Genomic DNA, 20,615 nt, shown 5'->3' with positions numbered 1-20,615 from the left:
TTCAGAATTAATAATTAGATAATAAATAAAGTATATATATGTCATTTTCAGATTTATTCGATAGCGGATTTAAAAAACGTAATGAAGATCATTTTGCAGCTATAGTTAGAGTTGCTAATAGTGATGGTGTTATTACAGAGAAAGAGAAAGCGTTCTTAGATCGTTTAGCAACGCGATTAGATATTTCGGAGTTAGAGTACAAACAGATATTAATCGATTATAAAAGTCATCCTATTAATCCACCAACATCTTATGATATGCGTTTAGAGCGTCTTTATGATTTGGCGCGTATGGTATGGGTTGATGATATTGAAGGTCCAAATCAGCATTGGTTATTAGAGAAACTTTGTGTTGGATTAGGATTTAGTGCCAATAACGTTAAATATATAGCAGATAAGGCTTTAGCCTTGGCTCATGATAAAGTAGATCTCGATACCTTTATTGATGGTATTAAGTCAATGAATGAGTAAATAGTAATAGCATAAAAAGCGACTATATTTAACATCGATACGTTAAAATATAGTCGCTTTTTTATTGCTTCAAGTTAAGTGAAACTTGAAGTCTTAAGAGAAAAGCGTAATTTATAATTCCTCGTTACGCATAAATTCTTCTGCTTTTTCTACCATATTCACGCTACCACAAATAAAAGGCACACGTTCATGTAGTTCTGTAGGTACAATATCCATTATTCTTGTAAAACCATCACTTGCTTTCCCATTAGCTTGTTCTGCAATAAAGGCCATCGGATTACATTCATAAAGTAAACGTAATTTTCCCTTCGGATTTTTAGAACTTTTTGGATACATGTAAATACCTCCTTTAATCATATTTCTGTGAAAATCAGAAACTAAAGATCCAATATATCGACTCGTATAAGGTCTTTCTCCTTCGTCTTCCTGACAGTATTTTATATACTTTTTAATTCCGACAGGGAAATCAGAATAATTACCTTCGTTTACTGAATAAATATTTCCATCTGCAGGAAATTGCATATTTGGATGCGATAAATAATAAGATCCAATTGCGGGGTTTAATGTAAAACCATTAACACCATCTCCTGTTGTATATACTAACATCGTAGAGGTTCCATATACCACATAACCAGCTGCAACTTGTGCGCTTCCTTTTTGTAAAAAATCTTCTAAAGTTACTGGTGTTCCTAATGGAGTAACACGTCTGTAAATTGAGAAAATGGTTCCTACAGAAACATTAACATCGATATTAGAAGAGCCATCTAAAGGGTCAATTAAAACAATATACTTGTTTTGGTTATTTTCATCTTGGCTATTAATAGCTATAAAATCATCTTCCTCTTCACTCGCAATACCACAAACGATATTTCTTTTGGTTAACGTTTGAATAAACTTTTCATTAGCATAAACATCTAGCTTTTGCTGATCTTCACCTTGTATATTAGTATCACCTGCATTACCAATAATATCGACTAAACCAGCTTTGTTAACTTCGTGATTAACGACCTTAGCAGCTAAACGAATAGAATTTAATAGACGAGAAAGTTCTCCAGAGGTATATTTAAAAGACGTTTGATTTTCAATTATGAATTCCCCTAAAGTTTGATTTGGTTTAGACATTAAGTATAATATTGATTAGTAGCACACAAATATCGCCTTTTTTAGCAAACTACAACGTTTTCGTACTTTAAAAAAATTGTTTTGTAAACTGAGATTAGATTATCTTTGAATCTTTTATTTGCAAAATGAAACAACCAAGATTAGCACTTATCGAAGATATGCCAAGAGTTTTAGAACTTATTGAAGAATTGGCAACGTTTGAAAAAGAGGAGGATGCTGTAGAAATTACAGCATCTGATTTAGAAAATGATGGCTTTGGAGCAGATCCAAAATTTACTTGTTTTGTTAGCGAGCTTGATCATAAGATTGAAGGTATTGCCTTAGTATATATGAGGTATTCTACTTGGAAAGGCAAAATTTTACATTTAGAAGATCTTATTGTGAGTGAAAAATGTAGAGGGAAAGGAGTTGGTACTCAGCTTTTAGATGCCGTTGTAAAACATGCGAAACAATTAGGCGTAAAACGCGTAAGTTGGGAAGTTTTAGATTGGAATGAACCCGCTATAAAGTTCTACGAAAGTAAAGGTGCAGATGTAAAACGCGATTGGAATGTGGTACATCTGGATGAAAATGGAATTGAAAATTATTTAAATAAAATATAATGCGCATTTTTAAGTTTGGTGGGGCATCGGTGAAAGATGCAGATGGTGTAAAAAATTTAGCAAAAGTTTTACAAACTACAGGTTATGATAACACTTTAGTTGTGATTTCAGCAATGGGAAAAACAACGAATAGAATGGAGTTGGTTATCAAAAATTATTTTGAACATAAAGAGGAATTACAAAGTGCAATTCACGATGTTATTAAATGCCACAATGACATTTTAGTCGATTTATTTGAGAATAATCGTCATCAAGTCTTTACGGATGTAAAGTCTTTTTTTGATGAATTAAATGCCTTTTTTAAAAGCAATAAATCGCCAGATTATAATTATGTGTATGACCAAGTTATAGGTTACGGTGAATTAATATCGACCACAATAATTAGTCATTACCTAAATGAAATTGGATTAAAAAATAATTGGGTTGATGTTAGAGAGTTTGTAAAAACAGATAATTATTACAGACGCTCTAATGTAAATTGGGAAAAAACACAAGAGAACATTTCGTCTCATTTAAATGCTAATATTCTCAATATTACTCAGGGATTTTTAGGTAGTGATGCTAATAATTTTACCACAACTTTAGGTAGAGAAGGTAGTGATTATACGGCTGCGATTTTTGCGTATTGTTTAAATGCAGATAGTGTTACGATTTGGAAAGATGTACCAGGTGTTTTAAATGCAGATCCGAGATATTTTGAAAACGCGCAATTATTACATCAAATATCCTATAGAGAAGCTATAGAGTTGGCTTTTTATGGAGCTTCTGTAATTCACCCTAAAACGCTTCAGCCATTACAACAAAAGGAAATTCCGTTGTATGTAAAATCATTTTTAAATCCGGAAGGAGCAGGTACATGTGTAAGTAAAGGAAAAGCTTTAGTGCCAGAGGTTCCGTGTTTCATAGTTAAGAAAAATCAGACTTTAATTTCATTGTCATCCTTAGATTTTTCATATATTATGGAAGAAAATATTAGTGAAATATTTAGTTTGCTACACTTGTATAAAATGAAGGTTGATGTGATTCAGAATTCTGCTATTAGTTTCTCTGTTTGTATTGATAATTTATTTGATAATTTAGAGAAATTGCTTCAACATTTAAAAGCAAAATTTAAAGTTGTTTGTCATAATAATGTCAGCCTTTATACGATTAGACACTATAATGATGTTGTGGTAAAAGAGCTAGAGAAGGATAAAGAGGTGTTGTTGAAGCAATTAGCTCAGGGGACAGTTCAAATAGTTACTAAATAAATAGTTATTACATTTGTTTTATGGGGAAAGCATCCGATACTGGTTTAGTTACCGCAAAAGAAGTCGCTAAAGCAATTAATGCTGATAAGTATGGTTTCTTGGGTACTTTTTTTGGTTGGACATTGATGAAAGTCCTTAAGATATCTACAATAAATAAGTTCTATTTGCGCAACAAACACCTTAGTGATGTTGATTTTCTTGATGCTATTTTAGACGAGTTTCAAATTAAGTTTGAGATTCCTGAAGAAGACATGAAACGTCTTCCGAAGGAAGGGCCTTATATTACGATTTCTAATCATCCACTTGGTGGTATTGATGGTATTTTACTATTAAAACTAATGGTAGAACAACGTAGTGATTTTAAAATTATCGCCAACTTTTTATTACATCGAATAGAGCCACTTAAGCCATATATAATGCCTGTAAATCCTTTTGAAGGCAGAAAGGATGCAGCAAGTAGTATTGCCGGTTTTAAAAATGCTATTGGCCATTTAAGAGATGGACATCCATTGGGGGTGTTTCCTGCTGGTGAAGTTTCTACGTATAAAGACGGAAAATTAGTCGTTGATAAGGAATGGGAAGCTGCCGCCATGAAATTAATTCAGAAAGCGAAAGTACCTGTTGTTCCTATTTATTTTCATGCTAAGAATAGTCGCTTGTTTTACAGACTTTCTAGATTAAGTGATACGCTAAGAACCGCAAAGTTACCTTCAGAAGTATTAACTCAAAAACGTCGTATAATAAAAGTAAGAGTTGGTAAGGCTATTTCGGTAAAAGATCAAAATGAACATCCAACGCTTTCAGAATTTTCTGAGTTTTTAAGGCGAAAAACATATATGTTGTCTAAAACTTTTGAAGATAAACCTAAGATTTTAGATAATATACAATCGCAATTAAAAGTCACAAAAATACCAAAACGTATTGTGACTCCAATCGCACCAAAAGTAATGATTGCTGAGGTAGATAAACTTAGAGTAAGCGATTGTAGGTTGTTAGAGAGTAAAAATTATGAAGTGTTTTTGGCTTCGGCAAATGACATTCCTAATATTTTAAGAGAAATAGGACGGCTTAGAGAAATTACGTTTAGAGAAGTAGGAGAAGGCACAAATGAAGCTATTGATTTAGATAAATTTGACACCTATTATCACCATATGTTTTTATGGGATAATGAAAAAAACCTCATTGCAGGGGCGTACAGAATGGGCTTAGGTTCTAAAATTTTTGAACGTTTTGGTATCGATGGTTTTTACTTACAAGATTTGTTTCGTTTTGAACCAGAATTGCATAAAATGATGAGCCAATCCATAGAAATGGGTCGTGCGTTTATTATAAAAGAATACCAACAAAAACCAATGCCTTTGTTTTTACTTTGGAAAGGTATTGTACATATCACCTTACGTTTCCCTGAGCACAAATATTTAATTGGTGGAGTGAGTATAAGTAATCAGTTTTCTAACTTTTCAAAAAGTTTGATGATTGAGTTTATGAAATCTCATTATTACGATCCGTATGTAGCGCAATACGTTCATCCTAAAAAAGAGTTTAAGGTAAAACTGCAAGACGCCGATAAGGATTTTGTTTTTGATGCTACGGAAGCCGATTTAAATAAATTCGATAAAATTATAGATGAAGTAGAGCCAGGCGCATTACGATTACCTGTTTTACTTAAAAAATACATTAAACAAAATGCGAGACTTGTCGCATTTAATGTAGATCCTTTGTTTAATAATGCAGTGGATGGCTTAATGTATATAAAAATTGCAGACTTACCAGAAAGTACCGTTAGACCTGTAATGGAAGAATTTCAGGCGGAACTAGAACGCAAGTTTACAGAGAACAATGAAGACAAATAAGATATATATTTTAATCTTTTTGTTACCCTTTTTTTGTGTATCACAAACGCTTACTGGTAGAGTTATTGATAAAATTACACAACAACCTGTTGAAACGGTGTCTGTGTATTTTAATAATACCACAATTGGTACTACAACAAATAGTAATGGCGAATTTTCAATTGACTACACCGACGCCGTACAATCTACTTTAGTTATTTCTTATTTAGGTTTTGAAAAGGTTTTGATTTCAGATTATAGAAGTCAAAGTAACATTAGTGTAGAACTCGTTGAAGCTGATAATGCTTTAGAGGAGGTCCATTTAGAGTATGACGATGGTTTAACACGGAGACAGAAACTAAGGTTGTTTCGAAAGGAATTTTTAGGAACGTCTAAGTTTGGCGAGTCATGTAAAATATTAAATGAAGATGACTTAATATTAAAATACGATAAACATAATAAAGCATTATACGCAAGCGCTTCAGTGCCACTTAGGATTTTAAATAAAACGTTGCAGTATGAAATAGCATATGATTTAATGGATTTTGAAATCATTTTTAGATATGCAGATCTTACAGGTTTAGAATTTACAATAAACTCTGTAACTTATTTTGGAACCTCATTTTATAAAGGTTTCGATACTGTAAATAAGAAAACTTTAAAGCATAGAAATAGAGCTTATAAAGGTTCTGTGCAACATTTTATGAAATCACTTTATAATAAGAATTTAAAGGAGCAAGGCTATTGGATTTTTCACGATAAATTTAGAGTAGATGAATGGTCTTTTTTTACCGTAGAGGCTACAGAAAATCAAGATTTTAAAAAGATAACTTTAAAAGAAAAAGTCTCTATTCTTTTTGATAAAGAACATCAATCTATAATTCAACTAGAGATTCCAGAATTTTATGTGGATACCTATGGTAATTACACGCCTGTTATTGGTGTGTATTTTAGTGGAGCAATGGGAAGTCAAAGAATAGGCGACACCTTACCTTTAGATTTTGGATTAGGTGAAAAAGAGTAAATAAAAAACCCAGAATTCACATTCTGGGCTTTAATATTTTTAAAGGCCTTTAAACCATTCTTGAAATTGTTTACCAAATAAAAATGTTGGTTTCATCTCACCTCCTAATGCAGCAATTATACTCATAATCCATGCTACTATTACTATAAGTCCTAATATCCATCCTAAAAATGGAATCCATGCTAAAAACATTAATAGCACAAGACCTAGCGTTTGTCTGATGTAAAAAGAACCAAATTCAGTTTTATTACTGCTATTCATTACAATAGCAATAATCCACCCAATAAAGGTAATGTGTGCTATGATGGCAACATTTTTACCGTCACTAAATACTTCTTTAGCGTCGTTACCGAAATCATCAGCCGCTCTTTTTGCGTCACGTCCAAATTCCTTGGCATCATCTGAAAACTCATTAGCCTTTTGGCTTATTTTGTCTCCGGCTTTACGAGCATTATCTTTAGCATCATCTAACATATCGTTAAGATCATTGCCTAAATCTTTATTATCATCTGACATTTTTTTTAGTTTTTGGTTAGACCCTAAAGTTAGTGAAATATTATTAACTCACTTAACTATTTTAGGTGCATCAATTATGTGATTTTTGCATTATCCAAACAACATAATGACGCCTCCAATAGCCGTTGCAATTAAAATAAAACGCCTGTAATTAACATTAGAAATTAGTTTTACAATATATGCTCCTAGTAAAAATCCTAAGAGCACTGCAGGAATTAATACGGAATTTAAAACCAGTGATTCTATGCTAACGGTTTCCCAAATAAAAATATGAAATGGAAGTTTTATGATATTAATAATAAAGAACAACCATGCTGCAGTGCCTATAAATTCGTTTTTCTTAAAACGCATGGTTAGAAAATATATATTAGAAATAGGACCTGCTAAATTGCCAATCATAGTTGCAAAACCAGTTAAAAAACCCATCCCTGTAGAAAATAATTTATTCTTAGGGACATTGGTCGATTTTCGTTTTTCTAAGTAAACCATTATTAAAACTGAGGCCAATATTATCACTGCCATCAATCGTTTAAATATGAGTTCGGAAATATCATTTCCAACCCATACGCCAACTAATACACCAACAATTATCCATGGTATAAGCTTTTTTATAATAGCCCAATCGGCATGTCTATTATAATGTATAACAGCTAAGATATCTGCACAAATGAGCATAGGTAATAAAATACCTGTAGAGGCTTTTTCGCCAAAAACAAAGGCAAGTATAACAACGATTATGATGCTTACTCCTTTTATACCTGATTTGGATATGCCTAATAAAAAAACTGCAAAACCAATGGCTAACCATTGCAATGCAGTTAAATTATACGATTGAAGAATTTCTATGTACGACAACAATGAGTTTTAAAAAATTTGAATTTATTGAAAAGCACTGTCTATCGGTTCCCAAAGTTCTATTTTATTGCCATCATTATCCAATATCCATCCGAATTTACCATAACTGTATTCTTCCATATCACCTACAATGGTAACTCCTTCGTCTTTTAAAGTTTCTAATAGTTCCTTTAGATTTTCAACTCTGTAGTTAAACATAAAGTCTTTTTTTGAAGGTTCAAAGTGCTTTGAATCCTGTGCAAATGGACTCCATTGTGTAGAGCAATCTTTGCCTTCTTTATCTTTCCACCAAAAGGTAGAACCATAATCATCAGTATCAAAACCGAGATGCTTTTTATACCAATCTTTTGCTGCTTTTGGATCTTTGGTTTTGAAGAATAAACCTCCAATTCCTGTGACGCGTTTTTTCATTTTATCCTGAATTTATTGCCGAATCTCATTAGTTGAAACCCTAAAAGTTATACTTCTCTTTTTTTTACTTTTTCTTTAAAACGGACTCATAAATGTCTACCCACTCGGCACAGGTCATTTTTCTAGTGAGTTCTCCAATTAATTCAAACGGAATCTCATCCATTTTTTTAAATCGGATACAGCTTTTTCCCATATCGAGTTTGCGTTTACAATGCTTTGGATACTCCTTTATAAACCAATCATGTAATTCTGGATTCGCATAAATACCGCTATGATATAGGTTGACTGAGTTTTTTTGAGAGGCAAAACTCATAAATGGTAAAGGTGTTTTGGGATCACAATGATAACCATCGGGATAAACGGAATGTGGTACATAATAACCAATCATGTTGTATTGTATGCCTTCTTCAAATCCCTTTGGTAAATTATCTTTTATAACTTGTCTCAAAGTTTTTATAGCGCTTTGTCGCTCTTCCGGTACTTGGCTTATGTAATCTTCCGGAGACGTGGCTTTGTATGTCATGTTTAAAAGGAGATTGTAAAGCTCTAAGTTAACAAAATTTTGCTTTTATCTTATCAACGATAGTTTGTGAGAGTTTAATATTGCTTTCAACCGTCCAACCTGCAACATGTGGCGAGAGTAAAACGTTCTCTGCTGCTATTAAATATTGAAAGGCTTCTGGCATTTCATTTGAAGTAAATAAATTTTCAAAGGATGATTTTTCATATTCTAAAACATCCAATCCTGCTCCTAGAATTTTACCGGATTTTAAACCTTTTACCAAATCTTCTGTAATCACGCTTTTTCCACGCGCTGTATTAATAAGCCAAAACGGATTTCTAAACCCATTTATAAAATCTGAATTGATCATATTCAGCGTCAAATCTGTTTGTGGTATGTGAAGACTTAGAACATCAGATTTTGCTTTTAATTCTTCAAGAATTACTTGTTTGGCGTTGGCATCTCCAACATCTGTTTTTATGTCATAGCATAAAACTTCTACATCAAAGCCTTTTAGTTTTTTGGCGAAGGCTTTTCCCATATTGCCATAACCAATGAGTCCAACAGTTTTCCCGTCTAATTCTAATCCACGGTTGTCTTCTCGTAGCCATTTTCCTTGTCTTACTTCTTTGTCTGCCTTATTCAATTTATTAAAAAGTGATAACAACATCCCTAAAGCATGTTCTCCAACGGCATTTCTATTACCCTCTGGTGCAGAAATAAGGTGGATGCCTTTTTGTTGGGCATAATCACAATCTATATTTTCTAATCCGGCACCAACACGACCTATGAATTTTAGGTTTGTGGCCGCATCTAAAAATGATTTGTCAATGCTAAATCGACTTCGGATGACCATACCATCATATTCAGAAATTTTTGCTTCTATTTCAGATTTTGAGGCTATGTAATCTTCGTGATTGGTAAATCCTAAATCGTTGAGCTGACTTAAAAGTAGAGGGTGGTTAGAGTCTAGGTGTAGTATTTTCATGGTAATACCAGTTTACGTAGGTTATAATAATTAGATGTTTTTAGGCTCTTAAATACCTAAAATCAATTTTGCTATTAAGAAGTAAATCAAAATACCAAAAACATCATTACTTGTAGTAATAAATGGCCCCGTTGCAACAGCGGGATCAATACCTCTTTTATCAAGAAAAATAGGTATAAAAGTCCCAATAATAGCCGCCATTACAATTACCGCAACTAAGGCTATACTTATCGTTATCGATACGATATATGGTGTTCCGAATATAAAGTGGGTAATAAGAATGGCAACAAGTGAAATCGCTACACCATTTACCAAGCCTAATAAAAACTCTTTAAATAAGCGTTTTAAAATTTTACCATCGATAGTGCCATTTGCAATACCCTGAACAACGATGGCTGAAGACTGTACTCCAACATTTCCGGCTGTAGCCTGAATTAAAGGTACAAAACTTAGCAACACAATAAAGTTGCCCATGTTGTCATTAAACTGCTCAATAATACTAGCAGCGCCAAGTCCACCAAACATACCAATGAATAACCAAGGCAGTCGTGCTTTTGTTAATTTTAAGATACTATCATCTGCTTCTACATCTTGCGAGATACCTGCTGCTAATTGATAATCTTTATCTGCTTCTTCTCTTATAACATCAATAATATCATCAATGGTAATTCTCCCCACTAAGGTTTGGTTATCATTGACTACAGGAATGGCTTCTAAATCGTATTTTGCCATTATTTTTGCAACATCTTCTACGTCATCATCCACATGTACCCAGTCCACATTGTCTTTAGCAATATCTGCAATTTTTGTATCGCTTTTAGAAATGATCAAATCTTTTAAAGACAATCTGCCAATAAGTTTGTCGTGCTTGTCTACAACGTAAACAGAATGCACTCTTGTAACATCTTTGGCTTGCCCTCTGATTCTGCGTAAACAACCAGCAACTGTCCAAGTCTCATAAACCTTAACCAATTCTTTTGCCATAAGTCCACCTGCCGTGTCCTCGTCATAGGCTAAAAGTTCTTGAATTTCTTCTCGGTGTTCGTCGTCTTCAATTTGCGAGATTACTTCGGCTTGTCTATCCTCGGGTAATTCTGCGATCATATCGGCAGCATCATCCGTGTCTAGCTCTTCAACTTCTTCGGCAATCTCTTTAGTAGAAAGGTTTCTAAGAATTTTCTCTCTAATATCCTCATCGAGTTCCATGAGGATTTCAGAAGTGGTTTCAGAATCGAGCAGTTTTATGACATAAACGGCATCATCGAGATCTAAGTCGTCAAGAATTTCAGCAATATCTGCATGGTGATACTCGTTTAAAAGGATTTCTAGGTCTTTGTCATTTTGTTCTTCGACAAGGACTTCAACCTTTTCAATAAGTTCATCAGTTAACTGAAATTGTATGTTATCTTGGATATCTTCCACTTGATTTTTAATACGCTTTTACTTTAAAATGTTATCCGTCTGCGTTCTATGTGGTAGCAGAGGAAATTAGTTTTCGTCATTTTCAATTAATGAGGTTAACTCAATAAACTGAGCAACACTCAATTGTTCTGGCCGCTGCCCAAATATAATATTTGCTTTTAAATTATCCGACAGATTAAATGTTTTTAAGCTGTTTCGCAATGTTTTTCTTCGCTGTTGAAATCCTGTTTTTACAACTCTAAAAAATAATTTTTCATCACAAGGTAAGTCGTAATTCTCTTTACGTTTTAGCAAAAGCACACCCGAATCTACCTTTGGAGGTGGGTTAAAAACCGTTGGAGGCACTGTAAATAAATATTCGGCATCATAAAATGCTTGTGTTAAAACAGATAAGATACCATAAACTTTTGAACCTTCTTTAGAGCAGATGCGCATCGCAACTTCCTTTTGAAACATACCTGAAAACTCAGGGATTTGATCTCTCATTTCTATAGTTTTAAAAAGAATTTGAGACGAAATATTATAGGGAAAATTACCGATTATGGCAAATGGTTTATCTTCAAATACAAGGCTCAAATCGTATTTAAGAAAATCTTTTTCTATGATTCTATCAGCAAGATGGAGGTAGTTATTTTTTAAATAATCTACCGATTCTGTATCTATTTCAATAACATGTGTTGTAGTGTCTTTTTTGAGAAGATATTTGGTTAGCACTCCCATTCCTGGACCAATTTCTAAAACATCATTATAACCCTGAAGCGATAAACTATCTGCAATTTGTTGTGCAATAGATTCGTCTTCTAAAAAATGTTGGCCTAGATGTTTTTTTGCTCTTACTGTCATGTATTTATTTTTCTAACGAAGGCGCAAAGGCGCAAAGTGTTATAACACAAAGATACGCGGAGATGCACCGAGATTGGCAGAGTTGTTAAAATATTCTCTATTTATCTTTATAATTAAGATAGGGATAAATAGTTCTGCGGTTTTATTTGAAGTTTACTGAATACTCATCCACAACTTCTAATTCTGTTCTAAAGGATAAAACTTTATCACCAAAACGTTGCAATCCGTCCTGTTTTAAGCGTTCTGAATGTTCGGCGTAATAGGAGTTTAAAGCATCTCTAGAATGTGCTCTATATTGCACAGAATAGGTTTCTGTTTCGTCATCCTCAACCAAAACTTTGGTCAGTTTAGCTTCTTTAAATTTTCCTGTAGCTAAAACTTGTGGAATGTGTTCTTTTATCCATTTAAGCCATTCTTGGTGGATGCTTTTGTCTATGTTTAGGGTAACGTTGTAGATTATCATTAGTAATGTGAATTTGATGCAAAAGTATGAAATTGGATGTTAATAGTTTTTTTACGCAAAGATGTAAAAGAGGAGAAAGCTTGATAAGAAAAAAGTAGAAGAAGTAAAAACACCAACTACAGTAACTGAAAACTGTGAGTAAGACTAAAAACTAATTTATAGAGTCGCCACGTAATACCCTAAACTTCTTACGAGCTTCAATAAAATAAATACTGTCTTGGTGCTCAAAGATTATTTTTTCGTAGAGTAGTTTAGCTTCTTCAGGTTTTGCTAAATGGTTGTTGTAAAGTTCCGCTAAATAATAAAGCGTATCATCGACTAAGATATCTTCTCCGTAATCCTTGATGATGTTTTGGTAATTAGCTTCGGCTTTAGTGTATTGTTTCTTTTTTTCGTAGAGTTTAGCTTGTTGATATAAGGCTTGGTCTGTAATACTTTCTCCTTTGTGTTCTTCTAGAATTTTATCTAAAAGCGAAATGGCCTCGTCATTTTTATTTTGAAAGGCAAATAAGTCTGCTTTAGCATAATATTTTAATGCGGTCTGTGTACTGTCTTCAAATTTATTATCCGAAATCAATAATTTTAAGTCTAATGCATCATTAGCAATTAATTGCGAAGTTGAAGATTTTAAAATTTTAAGTTGTGATTCCGCCCAATCAAAATCACCTTTGTAATAACTAGTTTTAGCGACCTTAAATCGCGCTTCTTGCGCAATAGTGCTATTTTTTAAATTCGCTTGAATTTGAGAATAGAAAATCAACGCTTCATTAAACTTTTCTTGAAGCACTAAAATATCTGCCAATAGTAATTTTACTTTCGCCTCTTGAAACATTGAAATATTCAGCTTTAAACTTTTCTTTAAAAAACGAGTCGCAGCTTCTGTGTCTCTTAGGTTAAAGGCTAGAAATTTACCATAAGCTAATTGTAATGATAAGCTTAACTTAGAGTTTCCATATTCAGTAAGTAAGTTGTTGTAAGTTTCGTTAATCTGTTTCAGTGTTTTGTCATCAGCATTTTTTGTGTCTATTTCTAAAATGTATTGATGCGCAGTTAATGCTGTTACTGAATCTTGCGTAATTCCTAATATGTAATTAAAAATAGATTTTGCGGTATCGTCATCGTTATCCTTTTGAGCTGTAACAGCCAATTCTATTAAGCGATCTATACTTTCTGGATTACGTTTGTAAAGGGCCTTTTCTTGAATGAAGGATTTGTTATATGCTTTTTCTTGAACATACAGCCAACTCAACATTTCATACCAGTACGTTTCGGGATTTTGCTGTATTTTTTTTAAAAGTAAGCGTCTTAAATAGCTGTTGTTTTCGTTTTCTTTATTTTCTGAAATAAACTCACTGATGGAGCGCTTTACATTGTTGAGGTAATTAGGCTTGTAATGAATATAGTCTATATAATTCTCAAGCATTTGTGTAACGTTACCTTGGTCTGCATAAATGCGTGCTAGTTGAATACTGTAGTTTTTATCTGGAGTTAGAATTTTACCTTTTTCATATACTTTGATGGCTTGATCTAAAAGTGAATAATTTTCGAATTGTCTGGCAATTGAATAAATAAAGATTGGTTTTTCGTCAACATAGGTTATAGCCTCATCATAAAGTGTATTGGCTTTAGTGATGCTATCTCTAAGTTGAAAATTATAACCCAACGCAATCACCAATTCCGGATTTCTGCTTCTAGCTAAGCGTTGAACAAGTATCTGTTCTGCTTCCTCATATTGCTCTAATTGTTGATGAATATCTACTAATTTATTAATGTAGTTGGAACTGAAAGGCTTTTCTTTTAGTAGGTTTTTGTATATAATTAGTGCTTTGTTAAATTCCGCTTTTTTATAATAGCTTTCCGCTAAATCCTCACTGTTTTGAGAGAAACCAGAAGACCATCCGAATAATAAAAGTAAAACGAAAAAGCGCTGTAGCATGTTTGTATTTTAGAGTATAGTGAAACTGATGTGATGTTCAAATATAACAAATGCTTCAAGTAGATATTGTAAAAAAAAGTATAAAAAAAATGCCTAAACGTGTGTTTAGGCATTTACCAGCAAAATAAATGTGCTATTAACCACTATCTTATAAAATATGATTCAATTATCTTGTCTTGGTTTTGTTTATAGGGTTAAAACAAAACTTTGCTTACTATTACAATCAATGAAACAAGTAATACAATGCGTTTTAAATTTTTCATGCTAGGGGGTATTCTTCTTGATTCCTCTAAAATCTGAATAAATTTCAACTTAAACGAAGAAATACCAAAATAAATGTTGAATTGCGTTAATTTTTAACAATTTTAAGAAAATACGGTGCTTTTTTTATTAATTGATAATATCAAAACCTGTATAAGGCACTAAAACTTCAGGTATTTTAATACCGTCTTCTGTTTGATAATTCTCTAGTATACCGGCTAAAACTCTTGGCAATGCTAAAGAACTTCCGTTTAAGGTATGGCATAATTCGTTTTTACCATCAGCATTTTTAAAACGTAATTTTAAACGATTCGCTTGAAACGTTTCAAAATTAGATATAGAAGATATTTCTAACCAACGATCTTGTGCTGTTGAGAAGACTTCGAAATCATAAGTTAAAGCCGAAGTAAATCCTAAATCACCACCACACAATCTCAAGATTCGGTAAGGTAATTTTAGCTCTTGTAAAATGCCTTTTACATGATTTACCATGCCATCTAATGCTTTATAAGAATTATCTGGGTGTTCAACTCTAAGGATTTCAACCTTATCAAACTGGTGTAATCTGTTTAATCCTCTAACATGTGCTCCATAACTACCAGCTTCACGTCTAAAACAAGGTGTGTATCCTGTAATGCTAATTGGTAGATCGGTTTCGTTTAAAAGGGTGTCTCTAAATATATTAGTTGCAGGTACTTCTGCCGTTGGAATTAAATATAAATTATCTGCAGTAACATGGTACATTTGCCCTTCTTTATCTGGCAATTGACCCGTTCCGAAACCAGAGGCTTCATTAACTAAATGCGGTACTTGGTATTCTGTATAACCAGCTTCTGTGTTTTTATCTAAAAAATAAGCAATTAATGCACGTTGTAATCTGGCACCTTTACCAATATAAACGGGGAAACCTGCACCTGTAATTTTGTTTCCTAATTCAAAATCGATGATGTTGTATTTTTTGGCTAATTCCCAATGTGGCAAAGCTCCCTCGTGTAATTTTGGAATGTCACCTTCTCTAAACGTTTCCTCATTGTCTTCATCTGTATTTCCGGCAGGTACAATAGGATTTGGAACATTAGGAATTCTGTATAACAATTCAGAAAGGGCTTCAACTTTATCGTTAAGCTCTTGTTCAAAAGTCTTAGTGATTTCCTTTAGTTGCGTAGTTTTTTCCTTTAGGATGTTCGCTTTTTGCGTTTCTCCAGATTTATATAAATTACCAATCTCTTTAGATAAGGAGTTAGATTCTGCTTTTGTATTATCTAATTTCGTCTGAATTGCTTTTCGGTCTTCATCAAAAGCAATCGCTTCATTAATCATTTCTGTAGCATCAATATTTCGTTTTGCTAAACGTGCAATGATGTCTTCTTTATTCTCTTGTATAAAAGCAACTTGTAACATATCTATGAATTAAGTTAATACCACGTGGTATAGGAAAAATAAGCCACAAAAGTAAAAAGAAAATGACCAGATAAAAATAAAAAGGTTTTATTTTATAATGTAAAATCTGATTTAAAGGACAACGCGTTTTTACAGTGATAATCTATTGAAGTGATTATTTTGAAGGTAAAATCCAATCATGATGTTTAAAGTGGTGCCATTCCTCGTTAGCAATATCAACTTTTGGGTCTATGAGTTGCCTTGATGGTTTTCCATTAACTCTCACAAAAGAATTGACATATACTTTTATTGGAATTCCCTTTTTAGCAAAATCTTGTTTAAGATGCTGCGAAAATTGCCAAATAACATCTGGTTTTGTACTCGCTCCCCGTTGTTGCTTTTTGGTTAAATAATCATTTAACTTTATAGGGATGGCCTTGTTTGTCTCTGCATTAATTACCTTATAGGTTGTTCTACCGCTTTTGGCGCGTAGCATCATTCTCCAAGATAAACGATGGCCTTCTTCGGTCCATAATACATCATCTTCAAAAAAATGATGTCTAAGTGGTAATGCGATTTGAATGATGAAATATATAGAAAATACTGATAGTAAAACCGTGCTGTATTTTGGAACAATAACATCGTCGGCTTCATAATACACTTTCCGTTTTAGGAATATAGTCTTGATGACTTTAGGTTCAAAAAAGAACAAACTAAATGCTAAGGACATGTAAGGGAAAATTCCGATATGAAAGATGAAAGAGTTAAACAAATGAAAGAAAATAGACGCAAAGAAGGCATATTTACGTGTGCGTTTAAAAAGTAATAACGGAATAATTAAACCGTCGAATAAAATACCACCATAAGCTAAAATATAGTGTACTGTTTTTTGCTGTAAAAGTTCGCCAACGACATAGAAATTGGCTTTGCTTTTCATAAGAATTTCCATTACAGAACCATCTAGCCAATCGGGATAAAATTTAGCGGCAGAAGCATAAGTATAAAGAATAAATAATTGTAGCACAAAAACCCACTTACACCAACTGGGCATTGAGATGCTTTTAAGAGATGGGTTTAGTTTAACATCTAAAGACGCATAGCGATTTGCAGGTAAAAATACCATTAAAAAGCTTAGCAACATCAATAGGTAATAATGATTGTTATACGATGATTTTTGCATGAGATACGTCGCAGTCCACATCAATGCAAACATGAGCATGCTAAATCTATATTTGTAGCCCAACATAATAAAGAGTCCAAAAAGACCCATAATAGCATAATAGGCATACATCCAGTCCCCAGGAAGTGGTTGTAACCACTCAAACCCAATAAAAGAAAAGGTAAATTCGGGTTCTATTAAGGTACGCCTAATCCAACCGGTGAAAATGGCTCCTACTGCTTCTAAAAAACATAACAACCCAAAAACGATTCTAAAAACGATGAGTCCGGAATTGTCTATATGTTTAAATAGAAACTTATTCATTTAAGGTTTTTAAATAGCTCGATGCATTTGTCATATCCTTTTTGAGTTGCATTTTTAAGGCCTCTAGATTTTCAAATTTTTGTTCGCTACGTAAGCGTTTTAAAAATTCGATTTTTAATTCAGCATCATAAATATCGCTCTTAAAATTGAAAAAATACACTTCGATAGAACGTTTTTTACCATCAACGGTTGGGTTGGTGCCAATATTCATCATTCCAAAAACCGTTTTGCCTTCAATTACAGATCTTACCACATAAACCCCGTCGCTCGGAATGAGTTTGTAAGTTGCTATAATATTAATATTTGCGGTCGGGAAATCTATGGTTCTGCCCAGCCCTTTGCCTTTAACGACTGTGCCTGTAATAAAGAAATTATAACCTAAATACGAATTGGCTAAGTCTACCTCACCTTGATTTAAGGCGGTTCTAATTTTTGTAGAACTCACCGTAACATCTTTTAAATCTTGCGCAGAAATTTCTTCAACATTAAAATCGTAGAGGTCAGCAAATGCTTTGAGGTCTGTGATATTTGCACTTCTGTTTTTTCCGAAATGATGATCGTAACCAATAACGATTTGTTTGGTGTTTAGTTCGTCTACTAAAATTTGCTTTACGTAGTCTTGAGCAGAAAGATTGGCAAATTCTTTGGTAAATTTTTTTACAATAACCTCCTTTATGCCATGCGATTTTAATAATTCTATGCGCTCTTCAATAGTGTTTAGCAAGCGGATAGAATCATCTTTTTGAAGCACCATTCTTGGATGCGGAAAAAGTGTTAAAACCACAGGGACAAGGTTTTGTCTTTTAGCAAGTTTTACTACTTTTTTTAGTATTTTCTGATGCCCAATATGGATACCGTCAAAGGTGCCTATAGTTATTACTTTTGCCGAATTTGAAGTCAAGCGTTTTGTTTTATTGATTTATAATACATGTTTTAAAAAAATATAAACCCTGAAGAATCTTAATTTTATATACAAACATTTATGAAAACAAAGCTACATTTTGTTTTGTCATTATCCTTGTTTTTATTGGTATTTTCAAAATGTGCTCAACTGAATATTCGCGATAAATAGTGAGTAAAGACTAAAATACTGTTTCAGGTATTTGTATAGTAAAAATTAAAGAAAAATATTAATCCAAAAGATTATTGTCAATTAATGCTTTATCTTGAAAGCCTAAAACTAAATTAAAAAATAATTATGAATACGAACTTTACTTTAAAAGCCATTTTCACATTAATCCTTTTTTCCTGTTTTGTGAGTATAACAGCACAAGAGCGTTCTTGTGGTATGTTAGAATATATGGATCAGCAAATGCAAGATCCTGAGTTTGCGAGAGAATATGAATTAAGCCAGGAAAAATTTAAAGTTAAGCTTCAGCAATTACTATCCGAAGAAAACTTTAGCCAACGTGGTGGGAATCCTATTGTAATTCCGGTTGCCGTGCATTTTCCGACAGCAAATGAAGCGGATCGGGCTTGTTTAGAAGCATTAGCTCAAAACCAAATAGATATTTTGAATGCAGATTATACGGCTACCAATGCCGATATTTCACAATGGAATGCAGCTAGTGGATTTTATCCTAATACAGGTTTAGGTGTCGCTAGTATCTCTTTTTGTATGGCGCTTTCTGACCACCCAGTAGGTTTAGATTCTGAGTTGTTAGAAGGTAATCCTGCGGTTACAATTGGTTATGACTTTGGTAATGGAGGTAATACAGATAGTAATTGGGGTGGTTATATGAATTTTGTAATAAGACCACTTGGAGGTCTTCTAGGGTTTTCGCCATTAGGAGGTAGTATAGCTGCGGGTCAGGCCGTAACGATTAGCACTACTGCATTTGGTTCTGGTTCTGGCTGTTCTGGTTCGGGTATTGTTCCAAGTTTTCCTTTTAATTTAGGAAGAACAACAACGCATGAGTTAGGACATTTTTACAACTTAGCTCACACTTTTAATGGTGACGGAAATGGAGTTTGTGGTAGTGGTGGTGATGGTATTGCAGATACACCTGAGGTTGCTAATAGCACATACGGTTGTCCTTCTGTGGGAAATGTAGCAGGTTGCGTTCCCGGAGAGACTGCATTAACCATGAGCTTTATGGATTATGGTGATGATAGATGTTTGTACATGTTTAGTGCTGGTCAAGCCACAAGAATGGATGCGTGGGTAGCAGCAATAGCATCTCAAATAAAACCAGGTGTTTGTTCGCCAGCAGAACCAGGTTTTCAAATTGCTTCTAACAATAGTGAAATTTTATCTTGTCCTACAACAGATACGGAAGCTGTATTTAATTTTTCTTATACTACCATACAAGGGTTTGATGAATCAACTGTATTTGAGGCAACAGGAGCTCCTGCGGGCGCTACGGTAACTTTTAGTCCAACCACTTTAAGTTCTAGTGGAAGTTTTACTATGACTATTGGTAATTTAGATACAACGGCAACGGGAGAATATACAATAGCTGTTACTGGGACATCATCTCCAGGATCTGTAGTAGACATAGTAGATGTTTTATTGAAAAACACGTGTACAGCCATAGTGTGTGATACCTATGCCTCTGATGCGAATTTAGCCCTGAATATAGCTGATGGTAACTCTGGTCAAGCAGGTCAGCCATTATTGCAACATATTATTAGTATTCCAGATTTAGCTATAATAGAGGGAATAACGGTAAATGTTGATGTTACACATACTTATATTGGCGATTTAATCGTTCGTATCATCCATCCAGATGGTGCTACTTTTATTGATGTCTATAATAGTGACTGCGATAATGATGCTAATTTTGATATTACTTTTGATGATGAAGCAGGAGCTTTAGCATGTGCGAGCCCGACTATAGGAACATTTGCTCCAAGAGAAGCATTAAGTGAATTTAATGGAATGCAAGCACAAGGAGATTGGACTATCTTAATTGCCGACTTTTTTGCTCAAGATACGGGGAATTTAAATGATTGGTCAATTACAATATGTGCAGAAGAAGCCTTAAGTGTTGATGAGTTTAGTCTCTCAGATTTTGCGATTTTTCCAAATCCGAATTCTGGAGAGTTTTCAGTAAAGTTGAATTCTAATTCTGGTAATGCAATTAATATTGATGTTTTTGATATAAGAGGAAGACGAATTTTTAATAACTCGTACACCAATAGCGCTAATTTTAATCAGACTATAAATCTTAATAATGCGAAGTCTGGTATGTACTTAGTAACTATTAGTGATGGAGCAAATAAAATAACGAAGAAGATTATAGTAAAGTAAAT

19 protein-coding genes are annotated in these 20,615 nt (G+C 33.4%); 6 read left to right on the top strand and 13 right to left on the bottom strand.

The genetic code is table 11. The features are described from left to right. Positions 1-38: 38 nt before the first annotated feature. Positions 39-470: a tellurite resistance TerB family protein gene (locus DFQ09_RS03310; protein WP_115808178.1), complete on the top strand. Its 432-nt coding sequence runs from the start codon at positions 39-41 to the stop codon at positions 468-470. 111 nt (positions 471-581) lie between these two features. On the opposite strand, the gene fbp is transcribed toward DFQ09_RS03310, so the two are convergent. Beyond that, positions 582-1,592: a class 1 fructose-bisphosphatase gene (fbp, locus tag DFQ09_RS03305; protein WP_115808176.1), complete on the bottom strand. Its 1,011-nt coding sequence runs from the start codon at positions 1,590-1,592 to the stop codon at positions 582-584. A 125-nt stretch (positions 1,593-1,717) separates the two neighbouring features. Here fbp and DFQ09_RS03300 point away from each other — a divergent pair, with 125 nt between their 5' ends. Genes DFQ09_RS03300 through DFQ09_RS03285 form a run of 4 tightly spaced genes read left to right on the top strand, consistent with a single transcriptional unit; the run spans position 1,718 to position 6,300 of the window. Then, entirely contained in the window at positions 1,718-2,194 is a 477-nt protein-coding gene (locus DFQ09_RS03300; protein ID WP_115808174.1) for a GNAT family N-acetyltransferase, read from the top strand. Further along, the gene (locus tag DFQ09_RS03295) at positions 2,194-3,444 is read left to right on the top strand and encodes an aspartate kinase (protein WP_115808172.1); all 1,251 of its coding nucleotides are present in this window, start codon (positions 2,194-2,196) and stop codon (positions 3,442-3,444) included. The genes DFQ09_RS03300 and DFQ09_RS03295 overlap by 1 nt, the downstream gene beginning before the upstream one ends. A gap of 20 nt (positions 3,445-3,464) precedes the next feature. Next, entirely contained in the window at positions 3,465-5,297 is a 1,833-nt protein-coding gene (locus DFQ09_RS03290) for a GNAT family N-acyltransferase (protein WP_115808170.1), read from the top strand. After that, complete coding sequence (locus tag DFQ09_RS03285) at positions 5,284-6,300, top strand: carboxypeptidase-like regulatory domain-containing protein (RefSeq protein WP_115808169.1); 1,017 nt, start codon at positions 5,284-5,286, stop codon at positions 6,298-6,300. Before DFQ09_RS03290 ends, DFQ09_RS03285 begins: the two co-directional genes overlap by 14 nt. A 39-nt stretch (positions 6,301-6,339) precedes the next feature. Here the strand turns inward: DFQ09_RS03285 and DFQ09_RS03280 are convergent, their stop codons facing one another. The 12 genes from DFQ09_RS03280 to DFQ09_RS03225 all read right to left on the bottom strand — a co-directional run bounded on the left by DFQ09_RS03280 (position 6,340) and on the right by DFQ09_RS03225 (position 18,261). Continuing rightward, complete coding sequence (locus DFQ09_RS03280; RefSeq protein WP_115808167.1) at positions 6,340-6,816, bottom strand: YtxH domain-containing protein; 477 nt, start codon at positions 6,814-6,816, stop codon at positions 6,340-6,342. Positions 6,817-6,906: 90 nt separating this feature from the next. After that, positions 6,907-7,671, bottom strand: coding sequence for a sulfite exporter TauE/SafE family protein (locus DFQ09_RS03275; protein WP_115808165.1), 765 nt, complete (start codon positions 7,669-7,671; stop codon positions 6,907-6,909). Positions 7,672-7,695: 24 nt separating this feature from the next. Further along, positions 7,696-8,082, bottom strand: coding sequence for a VOC family protein (locus tag DFQ09_RS03270; protein WP_115808164.1), 387 nt, complete (start codon positions 8,080-8,082; stop codon positions 7,696-7,698). Between the two features lie 64 nt (positions 8,083-8,146). Continuing rightward, positions 8,147-8,605 carry a DUF1801 domain-containing protein gene (locus DFQ09_RS03265; protein ID WP_115808163.1) on the bottom strand — a complete coding sequence of 153 codons (459 nt, stop codon included), beginning with the start codon at positions 8,603-8,605 and terminating at the stop codon, positions 8,147-8,149. A 28-nt stretch (positions 8,606-8,633) separates the two neighbouring features. After that, the gene (locus DFQ09_RS03260; protein ID WP_115808162.1) at positions 8,634-9,572 is read right to left on the bottom strand and encodes a 2-hydroxyacid dehydrogenase; all 939 of its coding nucleotides are present in this window, start codon (positions 9,570-9,572) and stop codon (positions 8,634-8,636) included. Positions 9,573-9,620: 48 nt separating this feature from the next. Beyond that, entirely contained in the window at positions 9,621-10,994 is a 1,374-nt protein-coding gene (gene mgtE, locus DFQ09_RS03255) for a magnesium transporter (RefSeq protein ID WP_115808161.1), read from the bottom strand. 66 nt (positions 10,995-11,060) lie between these two features. Then, positions 11,061-11,837, bottom strand: coding sequence for a 16S rRNA (adenine(1518)-N(6)/adenine(1519)-N(6))-dimethyltransferase RsmA (rsmA, locus tag DFQ09_RS03250; protein WP_115808160.1), 777 nt, complete (start codon positions 11,835-11,837; stop codon positions 11,061-11,063). A 142-nt stretch (positions 11,838-11,979) separates the two neighbouring features. Then, on the bottom strand, positions 11,980-12,300 hold the full coding sequence (locus tag DFQ09_RS03245; protein WP_115808158.1) for a DUF4286 family protein: 321 nt from the start codon (positions 12,298-12,300) through the stop codon (positions 11,980-11,982). Between the two features lie 151 nt (positions 12,301-12,451). Continuing rightward, positions 12,452-14,236 carry a tetratricopeptide repeat protein gene (locus DFQ09_RS03240; RefSeq protein ID WP_115808156.1) on the bottom strand — a complete coding sequence of 595 codons (1,785 nt, stop codon included), beginning with the start codon at positions 14,234-14,236 and terminating at the stop codon, positions 12,452-12,454. Positions 14,237-14,626: 390 nt separating this feature from the next. Continuing rightward, complete coding sequence (gene serS / locus DFQ09_RS03235) at positions 14,627-15,898, bottom strand: serine--tRNA ligase (protein ID WP_115808155.1); 1,272 nt, start codon at positions 15,896-15,898, stop codon at positions 14,627-14,629. A 154-nt stretch (positions 15,899-16,052) separates the two neighbouring features. Then, a complete protein-coding gene (locus DFQ09_RS03230) occupies positions 16,053-17,360 on the bottom strand; it encodes an HTTM domain-containing protein (RefSeq protein ID WP_115808153.1) in 1,308 nt (435 codons plus the stop codon). Further along, a complete protein-coding gene (locus DFQ09_RS03225; RefSeq protein ID WP_115808152.1) occupies positions 17,353-18,261 on the bottom strand; it encodes a bifunctional riboflavin kinase/FAD synthetase in 909 nt (302 codons plus the stop codon). Before DFQ09_RS03225 ends, DFQ09_RS03230 begins: the two co-directional genes overlap by 8 nt. 297 nt (positions 18,262-18,558) lie before the next feature. Between DFQ09_RS03225 and DFQ09_RS03220 the strand changes: the two genes are divergently transcribed. Continuing rightward, the gene (locus DFQ09_RS03220; RefSeq protein ID WP_115808150.1) at positions 18,559-20,613 is read left to right on the top strand and encodes a zinc-dependent metalloprotease; all 2,055 of its coding nucleotides are present in this window, start codon (positions 18,559-18,561) and stop codon (positions 20,611-20,613) included. Positions 20,614-20,615: the final 2 nt, after the last annotated feature.

Source organism: Winogradskyella pacifica (assembly GCF_003386275.1).
GTDB classification, from domain to species: Bacteria; Bacteroidota; Bacteroidia; order Flavobacteriales; family Flavobacteriaceae; genus Winogradskyella; species Winogradskyella pacifica.
The sequence above is the reverse complement of the archived record's forward strand: the minus strand, read 5'-3'. Positions and strand labels throughout refer to the sequence as shown.